Consider the following 15,345-nt stretch of genomic DNA (forward strand, 5'->3'; position numbering starts at 1 on the left):
TGGGGGGGGGGGGCGGGGCGGGGGTGGGCCGCCGCCGGGGCCGCCCCCCCCCCCCGCGGCTCGACTGGATCCGTTCGGTCAGCGTCCACCACCGCCGCCGTGGCCTCCGCCACCGCCGCCGTGATCGCCACCGCCGCCGTGATCGCCGCCACCGCCGTGGTCGCCGCCACCGCCGTGGTCACCGCCACGTCCGCCGAAGTCGCCGCCGTGGTCACCGCCACGTCCGCCGTGGTCACCGCCACGTCCGCCGAAGTCGCCGCCGTGGTCGCCACCGCGTCCACCATGGTCGCCGTAGCCGCCGCCGCAGCTGTCCCACCAACCGTAGTCCGAGCAGTCGCGGCTGTAACCGGAGTGGTCGTGGGAGTTGTAGTTCGAGTCATGGGCCGATGCGGTCCCGGCCGCCCCGATCGCGGCGCCGCCGGCCATCATGATGCCGGCCGCGGACACGGCGAAGAGGCGCTTGACGCGCTGTGCTCGCATGGGTTGTACCTTTCCTTCCATCGTCTCGCGCATGAGGACCGCGCGAGAATGATGGCCGCGCCCGCCTGAAGAGGATGTGCGGCGCGGTCGTCGGCGTCACAGCCGGATGCGCACGACACGTCCGACGGGCCCCGCGGTGGAGACCTCGCCGGAGGGGCGTGCCTCCGGTTGCGGCTCTCATGAGTAGACGCTAGTCGCCCACTCGGGTGATGGCATCTTGAGCGGCGGGGGCGGGCCCGGAAGAGCCGGAAGGAGGAAGGCGGGGCGCCCGCGCGCATAACACGGCGGATGCCGGGCACGCGGAGCAGTGCCCAAGGGGGTGCATCACATGTCCACGGGAACACTTCTCGCCATCATCATCCCGATCGTCGTCGTGCTGGCCCTGATCGCCGTCGCGGTCTCCTTGCTGAACCGCCGCCGCCACCTGCGCGAGCGCTTCGGCCCCGAGTACGAGCGGACCGTCGAAGGCGCCGAGAGCCGCAGGGCGGGCGAGCGCGAACTCAAGGCCCGTGAAAAGCGGCACGACTCGCTGGACATCAAGCCGCTGCCCGCCGTCTCACGCGACCGCTACACGCGCGAGTGGAGCAGCGTCCAGCAGGAGTTCGTGGACCGGCCCGAGGACGCGGTGCACGACGCGGACCGGCTGGTGACCTCGCTGATGCACGAGCGGGGCTACCCGACCGGCGGGTTCGAGCAGCAGGCCGCGGACCTCTCCGTCGAACACGGCAGGACGCTCGAGCACTACCGGGCCGCCCACGAGGTCGAAGCGCTCAGCACCAGCAGCAAGGCCACCACCGAGCAGTTGCGCGGCGCCATGGTGCACTACCGGGCGCTCTTCGACGAACTGCTCTCCGACGGCGGCCGGGCCCAACCCGCCCGGTCCTGACCCGGCCTGCCACCCCGGCCGGCGCCTGTGACGGTGCCGCCCGGCAGGGAGGAACACCATGCACAGAGACAAAGACCAGCCGAGCCGCTTCAGCGGCGGCCTGTCCACCGAGGACCTGGCACAGCAGCCCTCCGGTGCACCGGCACCCACCGACGCCGAACAAGGGACGGCCGCCCGCAGGCCCCCCGTCTTCCCCGGCGAGAGCACCGGCGGGACGACGAGGGAGCAGGCCCCGGGCAGGCGCCCCGGCACCACCGGCACGCCGTCGGCGGACCGCGGTGACACGGCGGCGGACACGGCCGCAACACCCGACACGGCCGGAACACCCGACACGGACAGAGCGTCCGACACGGCCACGACGTCCGACACGGCCACGACATCGGACACGCCGGGGACTTCGGACACGGTCAGGACTTCGGACATGTCCGGGACCGCCGACACGGCGGCGCCTGCCGGCCCGGCAGGAACTCCGGAAGCGGCCGGGACCCGGGGAACGCCCACCACGTCCACGGACGACGCCGAGGGCGCCCCGCGGCTGCTGAGCGAGAAGGACGAGCAGGGGTTCCGCGAGCGCTGGGGCGAGACCCAGAGCCAGTTCGTCGACGACCCCCGGGAGGCCGTGCACACCGCCGACACCCTCGTCGCCGACGTCATGCAGACCCTGGCCGCGACCTTCGCCCGGCACAAGCAGGAGCTGGAAGGCCAGTGGAGCCAGGGCGAACAGGTGGACACGGAGGAACTGCGCAAGGCGCTGCGCCGCTACCGGTCCTTCTTCAACCGTCTCCTCAGCACCTGACAGCCCGCCCGTCCACAGGTGTCCTCCGCCGCCGCCGGGGTACCGGCGTGTCGTGCGGAGGACACCTGTGGCTGAGGGACGATGGGCCTGCCCGGACGGTCAGGAGGGCGGGCTGGGAACGGAGGGGCTGCGGTGGACCAGCGGGTCGCGGGGCAGCGGGAGCGGGACGGCTCCCCGGCGGGAGCGCCCGGCGCCGGCGCCCCCGGCACCGATCAGAACAGGCCGGCGGGGGACGCCCGGCGGCGCATCCCGCGCACCGACGCCGTCCTGCGGGACCCACGACTGCTCCAGGCGGCGCGGCGGCTCGGCCCGGGCTCCGTCAAGGCGGCCGTGCGGCAGGCGCAGGAACAGGCACGCCACGGCAGCGTCGCGCCCGAGGACGTGGTGGACACGGCCCTCGCGCTGCTGCCGCCCACGGCCGGGGGACTGCGCCCGGTGATCAACGCCACCGGCGTCCTCCTGCACACCAACCTCGGCCGGGCGCCGCTGTCGGCGGCGGCCCGGCAGGCGGTGCGGGACGCCGCCGGCCCCACCGACGTCGAACTGGACCTCGCCACCGGCGTCCGGGCCCGCCGCGGCCGCAGCGCCCTGGCGGCGCTGCGCGCCCGGGTGCCGGTCGCGCCCGCAGCGCACGTCGTCAACAACGGCGCCGCCGCTCTGGTCCTCGCCGCGACCGCGCTCGCCGCCGACCGGGAGATCGTCATCAGCCGCGGGGAGATGGTGGAGATCGGCGACGGTTTCCGCCTGCCCGACCTGCTGGTCTCCACCGGCGCCCGGCTCCGCGAGGTCGGCACCACCAACCGTACGGACGTCACGGACTACGCCGAGGCCGTCGGCCCGCGGACCGGCTTCGTCCTGAAGGTCCACCCGTCCAACTTCCGCGTCACCGGCTTCACCCGCGCCGCCGCGACCCGCGACCTCGTGGCACTGGGCGTGCCGGTCGTCGTCGACATCGGCTCCGGGCTGCTCGCCCCCCACCCGCTGCTGCCGGACGAGCCCGACGCCGAGACCGAACTGCGGGCCGGTGCGGCACTGGTGACCGCCAGTGGGGACAAACTGCTCGGCGGACCCCAGTGCGGACTCCTCCTCGGCGACGCCGAACTCGTCCACCGCCTCGCCAGGCACCCCCTGGCCCGCGCCCTGCGCGTCGACAAACTCACCCTCGCCGCGCTGGAGGCCACCCTGACCGGCCCTGCGACCCCGACCGCCACCGCCCTGACCGCCGACCCCGGGGAGCTGACGCGCCGCGCCGAACGGCTCGCCGCCGCGCTCGGCGACGCAGGCATCGACGTACGGGCCGTCGGAAGCGCCGCCACGGTCGGCGGCGGGGGCGCACCCGGCGTGACGCTGCCCAGCGCGGCCCTGTCCCTCCCCGAACGGTACGTCGCGGCCCTGCGCACCGGACCGCTCCCCGTCGTCGGACGGGTCGAGGCCGGGCGGTGCCTGCTCGACCTGCGGGCGGTCCCGGCCGAGGACGACGAACGGCTGGCCGGGGCCGTGCGACGGGCCGCGGAAGGGTAGGCGGGCGCCATGCGGGTCCTGACCACCGCCGGCCACGTCGACCACGGCAAGTCCGCCCTGGTGCGGGCCCTGACCGGGATGGAGCCCGACCGCTACGAGGAGGAACGGCGCCGCGGGCTCACCCTCGACCTCGGCTTCGTGTGGACGCGGACCGAACCGGACGGCGAGTACCTGGCCTTCGTCGACGTGCCGGGGCACGAGAGGTTCGTCGCCACCATGCTGGCCGGGGCAGGCCCCGTGCCCGCGGTGCTGTTCGTGGTCGCCGCCGACCAGGGCTGGCAGCCGCAGTCGCAGGAGCACCTCGTGATCCTCGACGCGCTCGGCGTGCGCCACGCCGTGCTCGCCGTGACCCGCAGCGACCTCGCCGACCCTGAGCCGGTGCGCGCGGACGCGGTCCGGCGGCTGGCCGCCACCTCGCTGGGCACCGTACCGTCCGTCGCGGTCAGCGCCGTGACCGGCGCCGGACTGGACGCCCTGCGCACCGAGCTGGCCCGCCTCGCCGACGCCCTGCCCGTACCGCCCGCCGACGCCGACGTACGGCTGTGGCTGGACCGCGCCTTCACGGTGCGCGGCCACGGCACCGTCGTGACCGGCACACTCGGCGCGGGCACCCTGAGGGTCGGCGACCGGCTGGTGGCCTCCGACGGCACGACCGCGCTGCGGGTGCGGGCGCTGCAGAGCCTCCAGCGGGAGCGGACGGCCGTCAGCGGGGTGGCGCGCGTCGCGGTCAACGTGCACGGCTCCCTGGACGGAGCGCTGCGCCGCGGGGACGTGCTGCTGACCCCGGACCGCTGGCTGCTCACCGACCTGATCGACGTCCGCGTGGCCGGTGAACCGGCCGGTGAACTGCCGCGGACGGTACGCCTGCACCTGGGCACGGCCGCCGTCGCGGTGACCGTCCGACCGCTGGGCGAGGACACCGCCCGGCTCACCCTGAGTCGGCCGCTGCCGCTGCGCGTCGGGGACCGGGCGGTCCTGCGCGAACCGGGCGGCGGCCGCACGCCCTGCGCGGCGACCGTCCTCGACGTCCGGCCGCCGCGCCTGGACCGGCGGGGCGCGGGCCGGGCCCGCGCCGCGGAACTCGCCACGCTGACCGGCCGGCCCGACGGCGCGGCCGAACTGCGCCGCCGCCGGCTCGTCCGCCGTACGGAGCTGCTGGCCATGGGCGTGCCGGCGCCCGCCGAGCCGGTCACCGGCGACTGGCTCGCCGACGAGCACCACTGGGCCGGACTGCGGACGCGGCTGGCCGCCGAGGTGGAACGGTACGCCGAGGAACACCCCATGGAGCCGGGCCTGCCCGCCGAAGCCGCCCGGCGGCTGCTCGACCTGCCCGACCGCGCCCTGGTGGACGCCCTCGCCCGCGCCCCCGGCGCCACCGCGCTGCACAGCAGGGAAGGGCGGTTGTACGGCCCCGGCAGCGTCCGCCCCGCCCTGCCACCGCCCCTGCGGGCCGCCGTGGACGCCGTACGCCAGGACCTGGAGAAGACGCCCTTCCGGGCACCCGAGGCCGACCGGCTCGCCGAACTCGGCCTGCACCGCAAGGCGTTGGCCGCCGCCGTCCGGGCGGGCGCGCTGCTGCGCGTGAGCGACACCGTCGTCCTGCTGCCGGGGGCGGACGCCGAGGCCGCCGCGGTGCTGCGCCGGCTCCCGCAGCCCTTCACCCTGAGCGAGGCGCGCAGGGCCCTCGACACCACCCGCCGGGTCGCCGTGCCGCTCCTGGAGCTCCTCGACGCCCGCGGACACACCGAACGCGTCGACGACCTGCACCGGCGCTGCCGCCCGCAGGACCCTCGAAAACCCACGAACACGTGAAGCACGAGGGCGGCACGTGAAGCGGGCGACAGCTGAAGGGGGACGGAGGCGGACGGGAATCGAACCCGCCTGCCCGAGATCCTCGGGCACCTCGGTTTTGAAGACCGGGAGGGCCACCAGGCACCCACACGCCTCCACCGCCCGCCAGGCTACCGGAAGGACCCGGCATGACCGCCAGCCGAGAAGCACCCGTACGGCTCACGCAGTTCGCCCACGGCGGGGGCTGCGCCTGCAAGATCCCGCCCGGTGAGCTGGAGGACCTGCTCGGCGGGCTGACGGCGCCGCTGCCGCCGCCGGCCGACGCCCCGATGCTGGTCGGCCCGGCCACCGGCGACGACGCGGCGGTCGTCGCCCTGCCCGCACCGCAGGGGACCGCCGCGCCGGCGCTCGTGTCCACCGCCGACTTCTTCACCCCGGTCGTCGACGACCCCTACGACTGGGGCCGCATCGCCGCGGCCAACGCCCTGTCCGACGTGTACGCCATGGGCGGCCGCCCGCTCCTCGCCGTGAACCTCCTGGCCTGGCCCCGCGAGGTACTGCCCTTCGAGCTGGCCCGCGAGGTGCTGCGCGGCGGCCTCGAGATCGCCGCCGAGGCCGGCTGCCACGTCGGCGGCGGGCACAGCGTGGACGACCCGGAACCCAAGTACGGCATGGCCGTCACCGGTCTCGCGGACCCGGCCCGGCTGCTGCGCAACGACGCCGGCCGCCCCGGCCTGCCGCTGTCCCTGACCAAGCCCCTCGGCCTGGGCGTGCTGAACAACCGTCACAAGGCCACCGGGGAGCGGTTCGCGCAGGCGGTGGCCACGATGGTGGCCCTCAACCGGGACGCGGCAGCCGCCGCCCTCGCCGAGGGCGCCCGCTGCGCCACCGACGTGACGGGCTTCGGTCTCCTCGGCCACCTGCACAAACTGGCCCGCGCCTCGGGGGTCACCGCGGTGGTCGACACCGCCGCCGTGCCCTACCTGGAGGGCGCCCGCGAAGCCGTGCGCGCCGGGTACGTCAGCGGGGGCACGCGGCGCAACCTGGAGTGGGTGGCGCCGTTCACCGACTTCGGCGGCACCGACCCCGACACCCGGCTGCTGCTGGCCGACGCGCAGACCTCCGGCGGCCTGCTCGTCGCCGGGGAGGTCCCCGGGGCCCCCGTGATCGGCGAACTGGTCCCGCGCGGCCCGCACTCGCTCGTCCTCAGGTGAGAGGACACGGTCCGGCGGCGGGACGGGGCACCGACCGCACGGACGCCCCTCACGGTTCCGTCCCGGTGCGGTCGTCGATGCCGGCCCGCCGCCGGTAGGCACGCACCAGCGCCGGGGCGGCCGGGCCGCGGGGGCGGCGCCCCGGGCGGATGTCGACGGCGAACGCCTTGGTCTCCTGGATGTGGGTGTTGGGGTCCAGGGACAGGTGCACCAGTTCGTTGGCCGCGTCGCCCGTGCTGCGGCCGTTCGGGCCCCAGTGGTACGGCAGTCCCACCTGGTGCAGGGTGCGGCCGTGCACCCTCAGCGGCGGCATGCGGTCGGTCACCAGGACCCGCGCCTCCACGACGCCGCGGGCGCTGACGATCGTCGCCCACCCGGTGTGTTCGAGCCCGCGCTCGGCGGCGAGAGCGGGCGAGACCTCGCAGAAGAACTCCGGCTGCAACTCCGCCAGGTACGGCTGCCAGCGGGACATGCCGCCCGCGGTGTGGTGCTCGGTGAGCCGGTAGGTGGTGGCCACGTACGGGAACACCTCCGAGCCGGGCTCGTCACCGCTGGGCTGGTAGCGGTTGTCCGGGAGGGACGGCATGACCTGCCGCACCGGGTTGCGCTGCCTGCCGTACAGCAGGTTCGGGAAGGGCGAGTCCTGCGGCTCGTAGTGGGTCGGCAGCGGCCCGTCGGTGAGCCCGGAGGGCACGTACAACCACGCCTTGCCGTCGGCCTGCATGACGAACGGGTCGATGCCCGAGAGTGCCTCGGGGCCGGTGGCGTCCGGCGGCGGCCGGTGACCGGGCGCCTTGTCCTTCTTGAAGTCGGGGATGTCGTGACCGGTCCACTCGCCCTCCTCGGCGTCCCACCACACCAGGGCCTTGCGCTCGCTCCACGGCCTGCCCTCCGGGTCCGCCGACGCACGGTTGTACAGGATGCGGCGGTTGGCGGGCCACGCCCAGCCCCACTGGGACGCCACCCAGTCCTGTTCCGTACCGGGCTTGCGCCGCGCGGCCTGGTTCACCCCGTCGGCGTAGACCCCGCAGTAGATCCAGCAGCCGCAGACGGTGGAGCCGTCGGCCGCGAGCTGCTCGTAGGAGGCCAGGGGACGGCCCTCGGCGTCGCGCCCGTTGATCTCCGCGAGGACCTCTTCCGCGTCCGGCTCGGCCCGCTCGCCCTTGGTCGCGTAGTCCCACGTCAGGTCCAGCACCGGCCGGTCCATCGGATCGGCCGACCCGGCCAGCTTCTCGCGGATGATCCGCCCGAGGTGGTAGGTGAACCACAGGTCGCTGCGCGCCTCGCCGGCCGGCTCCACGGCCTGGTGGTGCCACTGGAGCAGCCGCTGCGTGTTGGTGAAGCTGCCGTCCTTCTCGGTGTGCGCGGCGGCCGGCAGGAAGAACACCTCCGTGCCGATGTCCTCCGTACGCAGCTCGCCCGTCTCGATCTCCGGGCCGTCCTTCCACCAGGTGGCCGACTCGATCAGCGAGAAGTCCCGCACGACCAGCCAGTCCAGGTTGGCCATGCCCAGCCGCTGGAGCTTGGAGTTCGCGGAACCCACCGCCGGGTTCTCACCCATGAGGAAGTAGCCCTTGCAGACCCCCTCCAGCTGGGCCACCACGGTTTCGTACGTGGAGTGCGAGCCGGTCAGGCGCGGCAGGTAGTCGAAGCAGAAGTCGTTGTCCTCCGTGGCCGCGTCACCCCAGTACGCCTTGAGCAGGCTGACCAGGTAGGCGCGCATGTTGCCCCAGTAGCCCTTGCGGGCGGCCTCGCCGCGCACGAAGGCGCCCAGGTCCTCGTCGCGGTGGGCGTGCGGCATCGGGATGTACCCGGGCAGCAGGTTGAACAGGGTCGGGATGTCCGTGGACCCCTGGATGGAGGCGTGTCCGCGCAGCGCCATGATGCCGCCGCCCGGCCGGCCGATGTTGCCGAGGAGGCTCTGCAGCACGGCGGCGGCCCGGATGTACTGCACCCCCACCGTGTGCTGGGTCCAGCCCACCGCGTACGCGAAGGCGGTGGTCCGCTCGCGCCCGGAGTTCTCCGTGACCAGCTCGCACACCTGCCGGAACTGGTCCTGCGGCACCCCGCAGATCCGCTCCACCAGCTCGGGTGTGTAGCGGGCGTAGTGCCGCTTGAGCACCTGGAACACGCAGCGCGGGTGGCTGAGTGTCTCGTCCCGTTCGGGCTCGCCCTCCCCGACGTCGGGGCCGCCCGAGCCGTGGGACTCGCCTCCCGCCGCCTCGGTCACCGAACGGCCGCCACCGGTGCGCTTCTCGTACTCCTCGTCGCGCTGCCCGGAGGCCGCCTGCATCTCCGTCCCCTCGTACTGCCAGCTGCTGTTGTCGTAGCTGCGGCCGTCGGCGTCCAGCCCGGAGAACACCCCGTCCAGGTCCTCGGTGTCGCGGAAGTCCTCCCGCAGCACCACCGGCGCGTTGGTGTAGGCGACGACGTAGTCACGGAAGTACGCGTCCGTGCTCAGCACGTGGTTGATGATGCCGCCGAGGAAGGCGATGTCCGAGCCCGCGCGCAGCGGCACGTGGACGTCCGCGAGCGCGCTGGTGCGGGTGAACCGCGGGTCCACGTGCACCACCTTCGCGCCGCGCGCCTTGGCCTCCATCACCCACTGGAACCCGACCGGATGGCACTCGGCCATGTTCGAGCCCTGGATGACGATGCAGTCGGAGTTCTGCAGGTCCTGCTGGAAGGTGGTCGCGCCGCCGCGCCCGAACGAGGTTCCCAGACCGGGAACGGTGGAGGAGTGTCAAACACGCGCCTGGTTCTCGATCTGGATCGCTCCGAGCGCCGTGAAGAGCTTCTTGATCAGGTAGTTCTCTTCGTTGTCCAGCGTCGCGCCGCCCAGACTGGCCACGCCGAGCGTGCGCCGGGTGCGCGTGCCGTCGACCTCCCATTGCCAGCCCGCGCGCCGCGCCTCGATCACCCGGTCGGCGATCATGTCCATCGCCGTGTCCAGGTCCAGGCGTTCCCACGCGGCGCCGTGCGGACGCCGGTACAGCACGTAGTGCTCGCGGGCGCTTCCGGTGGTCAGCTGGAGGCTGGCCGAGCCCTTGGGGCACAGCCGCCCGCGGGAGATCGGGGAGTCGGGGTCGCCCTCGATCTGCGTGACCCGCTCGTCCTCGACGTACACGTTCTGGCCGCAGCCCACGGCGCAGTAGGGGCAGACCGACTTCACCACCCGGTCGGCCGAGGCGACCCGGGGCGTGAGCCGCGCGCCCGGCCCGCTCTTGGCGGCGGCGCCGCGGCCCAGGGGGTCGGTGCCCTTGAGCTGGCGGTAGACCGGCCAGGAGTCGATCCAGGTGCGTACACCCATGACGTCGTCCTCCTTCCGGCACGGCGCTCCGCGGTGCGGCGCGGTCGCTGCGGAGTACCCCGGACGCACCCGGCGAAACCGGCCCGGCCGCGGGCACCCGGCCCGTCAGCCGGCGCGGGCCCGCAGCCGTTCGCGCTGCGGTACGACCGTGTAGCGCGGATCCTCGGCGGAGGCCACGCCCGCGTGGAAGACGCCGAAGCGCAGCGCCGCCGACCCCGTCAGCAGCGCCGCCCCCGCCACCACCCCCAGCGCCCGGCCGCGTCCCCCGTGCCCCGGGCCCGCGCACGCCGCCAGTGCGGCACCGCCCGCGGTCAGCGCCTCCGCGGCCCGCAGCAGCCGGTGCGGCCGGCCCTGCTCGAACGGCTCGGCCGCCAGCCCCATACCCCGCTTCATCAGACGGAAGGCGCCCAGCTCCAGCGCGGCACCCAGCACCGCCGTCCGGCGTGCCGGGCCTGTCTGCCGGGGCGGCGCGCAGGCCAGCGTCAGACCGGCCGCCGCGCTCGCCCCGGACCCCGCGAAGACGAACGGCAGCGCGCGGTAGCCCTCGTGCCAGGCGGGCACCGCCGTGTCGGAGAGCAGGACGGCCGTGTACGTGGCGACGGCCGGCCCCAGGACGGCCGCCGCGGCGGTGGCTCCCGCGCCGACGAGCCGCCACCGGCCCGTGACGTCGGCGGCAGCGGCGGCCAGGGTCAGCGGCGCGTACCCGGCCAGCAGCCACGAGCCGGTGTTCATCGGCGAGGTGGGCTTGAACACGCGGAGCATGTTGAGGAAGCGGGCGGGCCGGCCCAGATCGTGCACCAGCGCGCCCAGCGACAGGGTGATGGCACCGGCCGCGCCCAGCTTCGCCACCCGCGTCAGCGCGGGCCGCCCGGTGACCTGCCCGCCGGCCGCCAGCACGGACGACCCGCCGGCCAGCCCGCCGAGGTAGAGGTACCCGGCGATGTCGACCGGCTTCCACGTGGGTCTGTTCAGGACCGGTTCGCCGTAGTACGACGAGAACGCGGCGTCGGGGACCATCGGCTGCTCCCGGCGTCCGCGCCGACCGCGACCGTGCCGGCCGGCGGGCCCGGGCGCCGGTGCGTCCCGGCCGGGCCGCGCGCCCCGCACACCCTCGCGTGTGACGTCCGATCCGCCGCCCGCCGTCCCGCCCGCTCCCGGGTTCGCCGCTCCGCCCGTCGCGCCGTCCGCTGCGCCGTCCGGTCCGTTCATCGGGGCCTCCTGAGGAAACTGGCGACGCCCAGTGCGGCGAGCGACGCGGCGGCCATGGCCGCGTGTTTCCACATCGCGGGCAGGTCCCGGGTGGTGACCACCGGGTCGGGCGGCAGGCCGTAGACCTCGGGCTCGTCGAGCAGCAGGAAGAACGCGCCGTCGCCGCCGACCCCGTCCTCCGGGTTCTCCCCGTAGAGCCGGGCCCCGGTGACGCCCGCCGCGTGCAACCCCGTCACGCGGGCGGCGGCCCGCTCCCGCAGCTCCTCCAGCGGGCCGAACTGGATGGACTCGGTCGGGCACGCCTTCGCGCACGCCGGTTCCATCCCGACGCCGAGCCGGTCGTAGCACAGCGTGCACTTCCAGACCCGGCCGTCCCCCTCACGCTGGTCGATGACACCGTAGGGGCAGGCCGGCACGCAGTACCCACAGCCGTTGCACACGTCCTCCTGGACCACGACGGTGCCGAACTCGGTGCGGAACAGCGCTCCGGTGGGGCAGACGTCCAGGCAGGCCGCGTGCGTGCAGTGCTTGCAGACGTCGGAGGACATCAGCCAGCGCAGCTCGGTGCGACCGTCGGGCGTGGGCGGGGCGGGCGGTGCGGTGGGGGCGGTGGGGGCGGCCTTCGGGTCGGCGAGGCCGCGAGCGGCCTCGAACACGTCGAACCCGCCGGGACCGGTCCCGGGCTCCGGTCCGGCGGCCGGCCGGGTCTGTTCGATGAAGGCGACGTGCCGCCAGGTGTTCGCGCCCAGGCCGCGCGTGTTGTCGTAGGACATGCCGGTCAGCTCCAGCCCGTCCGCGGGCACGGAGTTCCACTCCTTGCACGCCACCTCGCACGCCTTGCAGCCGATGCAGACGGAGGTGTCGGTGAAGAAGCCCATGCGCGGCGGGGCGTCGGGGTAACCGGCGGCCTCGGCAACGTTCGGCTGCGGCCCGTGCAGCAGGTTGCGGGAAGCGGACGGGGGCCTGCCGTCCGCCCGGCCCGCCGCCGTGTCGCCCTCGCTCATGCTCCGGCCTCCTCGTTCGGGTCCCGCCCGGCACGCGGCGCCGCCCGGGCGGGAGCGCGTGCGAGAGCCCGGCACGGGTTCCCTCGGGGGGCCTGGGCGAAACCGTGCCGGACGGGACGGGTCAGGGCCCGGTGTCCGGCGGCAGGTGCGCGTTGTGCCAGGCGATGGCCCGGCGGATCTCCGGTTCGTGCAGGCCGGTGCGGCAGCCGAGCTGCACCAGCGTGAGCACCGGTGTGCCGCCGCTCAGGGCACGGTCGATCTTCGCCGCCCAGAGTTCCTCCTGGACGAAGGGGCGGTGCCGGTACTGCTCCTGTACCGCAGCGAAATGGGCCTCACCGCACGCGGTGACGAGGCGCATCCCGTCGCACCAGTCCTGGGTGGGATGGACGGCGGAGGAGTCGGCCACGTACCCGCTCACCGCCTCGTCCGCGGGGAACGCCAGGGCGCACAGGTCGCACAGCTCCAGCGGTACGGGTGCGACGGGCCGTACGCGCTTCCTGCGCTTCCACATGGCGACTCCCCGGGTACAGCGCGCTCGACACAAGGAGTTGCCCGTCGGGCGGACTCCGAAACGCGAAACGCCCCGGTGGCGCGGCCGAACGCCCGCCCGAAGCCCGCGGCTCACGCTCCCCGGCTCTCGCCGGGGCTCACGCCGCCCTCGCGCTCCACGGCCGGCCCGGCGGGGCGGACGGGGGAAGCCTGGGCCGCGCCACGGGTCTCGGCGGCCAGGAGAGCGACGGCGGCCGCAGGCCCGCCGTGCTCGGCCGCGCGCCGCAGCCGCCGCGCCGCGCTGCCCTCGGCCAGGGCCCTCTCCAGCAGCTCGCCCACGGTGTCCCAGTCGCCGGTCGCCTCCAGTGCCGGGCGGAGCCGGCCCACCATGCCGAGCAGGACCGTACGGGCGGCGGCGGACCGGCGCGTGACCGGATCGACCAGGGGGCCTTCCAGACCCGAGCGCGCCGCCTGCCAGGTGGCCGCCCGCAGCCACTCGTGGTGGCCGTCGCACCCGGAGTGCTCCCGCCGGGCGAGCCGGACGCAGGCGTCGTGGACGAGCGCCCGGAAGAGCCCGGCCACCAGGACCACCGTCGTCACGCGCGGGCAGGCGTCGCAGATGCGCAGCTCCAGTGTGCGCTGGTGCGCGGAGGGCCGGACGTCGTAGTAGATCATGCCTGCGTCACTGATCACCCCCGAGCGGATCAGGTCGCCGAGCAGGGCGTCGTAGGAGGCGGCACCGGAGTGGCAGCCGGCCGGTCCGGCCGTGGGCCAGCGCTGCCACAGCATCGTCCGCCAGCTGGCGTAGCCGGTGTCGGCGCCCAGCCAGAACGGGGAGCTGGCGGAGAGCGCCAGCAGCGGTGCGAGCCAGGGCGCGACCAGGCACATGGCGCGCACGGCGGTGTCCCGGTCGGGGACGTCCACATGGACCTGGGCGCTGCAGATCAGCTGTTCGTCGGCGACCCGCCGGTACTGCTCGGCCATGCGGCGGTAGCGCGGGTCGTCGGTGACGTCGCCCGGAGTGAGGGCGACCAGGGGCACGGTCCCCGCGGCCACCACCGCCACTCCGAGCGAGGAGGCCGCCGCGGCGAGGCGCTGCCGGGACGCGACCAGGTCGGCGAAGAGGCCGTCGAGGGTGTCGTGCACCCCGCTGTTCCTCTCCACGACCGACCGCTGCAGCTCGGGCGCGAACCCGGGCTCCGCCAGCCGTCCCAGCACCGCGCCGGCCCGGGGCACCAGCCGGCCGCTCTCCGCCTCCACGAGGTGGAACTCCTCCTCGGCCCCGATGCGCAACGTCACGGTGCATCCCCGCTCTCGTGGGCCGGGTGCCCGCCCGGCGCCGCCGCCGTACCGGTCAGCGCATGACCCGGTACGCCGCCGCGGTCGTCAGGCCGTACACCAGGTGCGGTACGGCGTCGGACACCCAGGACGCCAGGTCCCAGGAGGCGGGGTCGGTCAGCCGCAGGGCGATCGAGGGCGTGTTGGCGCCCACCATGACGGCGGCGCCCAGCAGCGGTCCGGCCGCCCAGTCCGGCAGGGGCGGGCGGTGGTGCCGGAGCAGACCGTAGACGACCCCGGCGCCCACACCCGTGGCGTACCCCATGAGCGCGCCGGCCGCCTGGGTGCGGTTCTCCTTCTCCTCACCGTCCCCGAGCGGTATCCGGGCGCGGCCCGCGAGACGTTCCGCGGCCTGCGCCGGGATACTGCTGGACGGCCGCCCGCGCAGCAGCATGTCGCCGTAGGTGACCATGTCCAGGGCCAGCGTGCCCGCGGCGCCCGCCAGCAGGCCTTTGGTGATCGCGTGCATCCCGGGCTCCCTCTGCCTCGACCGGAACCGGGTCAGTTCCACAGGGAGTAGGTCACCACGCGCTCGTACCCGGCCGGCCGGTGGCCGGGGAAGGCGAGGCTGAGCCGGGTGAAGTGCTGGACCTGCGGGTGCTTCTTCCACGGCTGTGCGCGGTCGAGCCGCACGACGACCGGGTACGAGTGGAAGGTGCCCGCCGCGCAGTACGGCTTGCAGTCGTTGACGAGGTTGACGCCCTCGGCCACCGCCGACCGGCCGTTCCACTTCTTCCAGTGCAGCGAGGACAGGCGGCTGTTCGCGTCGCCGCAGGCCAGGATGAACGCGTCGGGGCGCGTCTGCGGCTTCCAGAAGCAGTCGACGAAGACGGGCTGCCGATGCGTCGTGTGCGCGGCCGCTGTCGGTGGCGCCTGCGCCGCGGATGCGGCGGAGGCCGTTCCCAGGCCCGCGGTGAGCATGACGGCTGCACCGAGTGTGACCGCTGTCCTCACTGTGTGTTCGCCCATGTCCGCTCCCGGCCGACGACGTCAGAAACTCTTCCACGACGCTACGACGGGGCCGGAGGTTGCACCACTCGGACGGAGCAGCGCCGCCCCCGCCCCGAGGGAGCCGGGGGATGGGGTGCCGACTCAGCCGGGGGGCTGCCCGCGTGCGGGCACGCCGAGCGGTGGGTCGCCGTCGTCCGGTCCCGGCTGACACGTCTCGCACAGTTCGTGCTGCCCGTCATGGGTGACGACGGTTCCCCAGCCCAGGCAGTGCTCGCAGTCGCGGGCGAGACCCAGGTCGGGGTGCGGAGGCGGGGTGGGGCTGTGGTGGGCTCCGTACGCCATGCGGGGGCGGCTCC

14 protein-coding genes and 1 tRNA gene are annotated in these 15,345 nt (G+C 74.9%); 5 read left to right on the forward strand and 10 right to left on the reverse strand.

The window, feature by feature from the left end:
• Positions 1 to 78: 78 nt before the first annotated feature.
• Positions 79 to 480 (reverse strand): hypothetical protein, encoded by a 402-nt coding sequence (locus AB0G56_RS24835; protein ID WP_360972860.1) that lies wholly within the window; start codon positions 478 to 480, stop codon positions 79 to 81.
• Positions 481 to 808: 328 nt separating this feature from the next.
• On the opposite strand from AB0G56_RS24835, the gene AB0G56_RS24840 reads away from it, so the two are divergent.
• From AB0G56_RS24840 to AB0G56_RS24855, 4 genes are all read left to right on the forward strand, one after another.
• Positions 809 to 1,366 carry a hypothetical protein gene (locus AB0G56_RS24840; RefSeq protein WP_360972862.1) on the forward strand — a complete coding sequence of 186 codons (558 nt, stop codon included), beginning with the start codon at positions 809 to 811 and terminating at the stop codon, positions 1,364 to 1,366.
• Between the two features lie 58 nt (positions 1,367 to 1,424).
• Positions 1,425 to 2,162, forward strand: a complete 738-nt coding sequence (locus AB0G56_RS24845; protein WP_360972864.1) for a hypothetical protein — start codon at positions 1,425 to 1,427, stop codon at positions 2,160 to 2,162.
• Between the two features lie 246 nt (positions 2,163 to 2,408).
• A complete protein-coding gene (gene selA / locus AB0G56_RS24850; protein WP_360973093.1) occupies positions 2,409 to 3,683 on the forward strand; it encodes an L-seryl-tRNA(Sec) selenium transferase in 1,275 nt (424 codons plus the stop codon).
• A 9-nt stretch (positions 3,684 to 3,692) separates the two neighbouring features.
• The gene (locus tag AB0G56_RS24855; RefSeq protein WP_360972866.1) at positions 3,693 to 5,495 is read left to right on the forward strand and encodes a SelB C-terminal domain-containing protein; all 1,803 of its coding nucleotides are present in this window, start codon (positions 3,693 to 3,695) and stop codon (positions 5,493 to 5,495) included.
• 43 nt (positions 5,496 to 5,538) lie between these two features.
• Here the strand turns inward: AB0G56_RS24855 and AB0G56_RS24860 are convergent.
• A tRNA-Sec gene (locus AB0G56_RS24860) sits at positions 5,539 to 5,631 on the reverse strand.
• A 31-nt stretch (positions 5,632 to 5,662) separates the two neighbouring features.
• Here AB0G56_RS24860 and selD point away from each other — a divergent pair.
• Positions 5,663 to 6,688, forward strand: a complete 1,026-nt coding sequence (gene selD / locus AB0G56_RS24865; protein ID WP_360972868.1) for a selenide, water dikinase SelD — start codon at positions 5,663 to 5,665, stop codon at positions 6,686 to 6,688.
• Between the two features lie 49 nt (positions 6,689 to 6,737).
• On the opposite strand, the gene fdh is transcribed toward selD, so the two are convergent.
• The 8 genes from fdh to AB0G56_RS24905 all read right to left on the reverse strand — a co-directional run bounded on the left by fdh (position 6,738) and on the right by AB0G56_RS24905 (position 15,331).
• Complete coding sequence (gene fdh / locus AB0G56_RS24870; RefSeq protein ID WP_360972870.1) at positions 6,738 to 9,998, reverse strand: formate dehydrogenase; 3,261 nt, start codon at positions 9,996 to 9,998, stop codon at positions 6,738 to 6,740.
• Between the two features lie 105 nt (positions 9,999 to 10,103).
• A complete protein-coding gene (nrfD, locus tag AB0G56_RS24875; protein WP_360972872.1) occupies positions 10,104 to 11,015 on the reverse strand; it encodes an NrfD/PsrC family molybdoenzyme membrane anchor subunit in 912 nt (303 codons plus the stop codon).
• A gap of 188 nt (positions 11,016 to 11,203) precedes the next feature.
• Positions 11,204 to 12,211 (reverse strand): 4Fe-4S dicluster domain-containing protein, encoded by a 1,008-nt coding sequence (locus AB0G56_RS24880; protein WP_360972874.1) that lies wholly within the window; start codon positions 12,209 to 12,211, stop codon positions 11,204 to 11,206.
• 121 nt (positions 12,212 to 12,332) lie between these two features.
• Positions 12,333 to 12,722 (reverse strand): hypothetical protein, encoded by a 390-nt coding sequence (locus AB0G56_RS24885; protein ID WP_360972876.1) that lies wholly within the window; start codon positions 12,720 to 12,722, stop codon positions 12,333 to 12,335.
• 110 nt (positions 12,723 to 12,832) lie between these two features.
• Positions 12,833 to 13,999: a YbdK family carboxylate-amine ligase gene (locus AB0G56_RS24890; RefSeq protein ID WP_360972878.1), complete on the reverse strand. Its 1,167-nt coding sequence runs from the start codon at positions 13,997 to 13,999 to the stop codon at positions 12,833 to 12,835.
• A gap of 55 nt (positions 14,000 to 14,054) precedes the next feature.
• Complete coding sequence (locus AB0G56_RS24895; protein ID WP_360972880.1) at positions 14,055 to 14,507, reverse strand: hypothetical protein; 453 nt, start codon at positions 14,505 to 14,507, stop codon at positions 14,055 to 14,057.
• Between the two features lie 32 nt (positions 14,508 to 14,539).
• Complete coding sequence (locus tag AB0G56_RS24900) at positions 14,540 to 15,007, reverse strand: hypothetical protein (RefSeq protein WP_360972882.1); 468 nt, start codon at positions 15,005 to 15,007, stop codon at positions 14,540 to 14,542.
• A gap of 123 nt (positions 15,008 to 15,130) precedes the next feature.
• Positions 15,131 to 15,331, reverse strand: coding sequence for a hypothetical protein (locus AB0G56_RS24905; RefSeq protein WP_360972884.1), 201 nt, complete (start codon positions 15,329 to 15,331; stop codon positions 15,131 to 15,133).
• Positions 15,332 to 15,345 lie beyond the last annotated feature (14 nt).

Source organism: Streptomyces sp. NPDC021356 (assembly GCF_040641015.1).
In the GTDB taxonomy this organism is placed as follows: domain Bacteria; phylum Actinomycetota; class Actinomycetes; order Streptomycetales; family Streptomycetaceae; genus Streptomyces.

Bases quoted from the DNA above. Each gene is read 5' to 3' on its own strand.
- AB0G56_RS24855 (WP_360972866.1), top strand. From the start codon at position 3,693: ATGCGGGTCCTGACCACCGCCGGCCACGTCGACCACGGCAAGTCCGCC.
- AB0G56_RS24900 (WP_360972882.1), bottom strand. From the start codon at position 15,007: ATGGGCGAACACACAGTGAGGACAGCGGTCACACTCGGTGCAGCCGTC.
- AB0G56_RS24835 (WP_360972860.1), bottom strand. From the start codon at position 480: ATGCGAGCACAGCGCGTCAAGCGCCTCTTCGCCGTGTCCGCGGCCGGC.
- selD (WP_360972868.1), top strand. From the start codon at position 5,663: ATGACCGCCAGCCGAGAAGCACCCGTACGGCTCACGCAGTTCGCCCAC.
- nrfD (WP_360972872.1), bottom strand. From the start codon at position 11,015: ATGGTCCCCGACGCCGCGTTCTCGTCGTACTACGGCGAACCGGTCCTG.
- AB0G56_RS24845 (WP_360972864.1), top strand. From the start codon at position 1,425: ATGCACAGAGACAAAGACCAGCCGAGCCGCTTCAGCGGCGGCCTGTCC.
- AB0G56_RS24880 (WP_360972874.1), bottom strand. From the start codon at position 12,211: ATGAGCGAGGGCGACACGGCGGCGGGCCGGGCGGACGGCAGGCCCCCG.
- AB0G56_RS24885 (WP_360972876.1), bottom strand. From the start codon at position 12,722: ATGTGGAAGCGCAGGAAGCGCGTACGGCCCGTCGCACCCGTACCGCTG.
- AB0G56_RS24895 (WP_360972880.1), bottom strand. From the start codon at position 14,507: ATGCACGCGATCACCAAAGGCCTGCTGGCGGGCGCCGCGGGCACGCTG.
- AB0G56_RS24840 (WP_360972862.1), top strand. From the start codon at position 809: ATGTCCACGGGAACACTTCTCGCCATCATCATCCCGATCGTCGTCGTG.
- AB0G56_RS24905 (WP_360972884.1), bottom strand. From the start codon at position 15,331: ATGGCGTACGGAGCCCACCACAGCCCCACCCCGCCTCCGCACCCCGAC.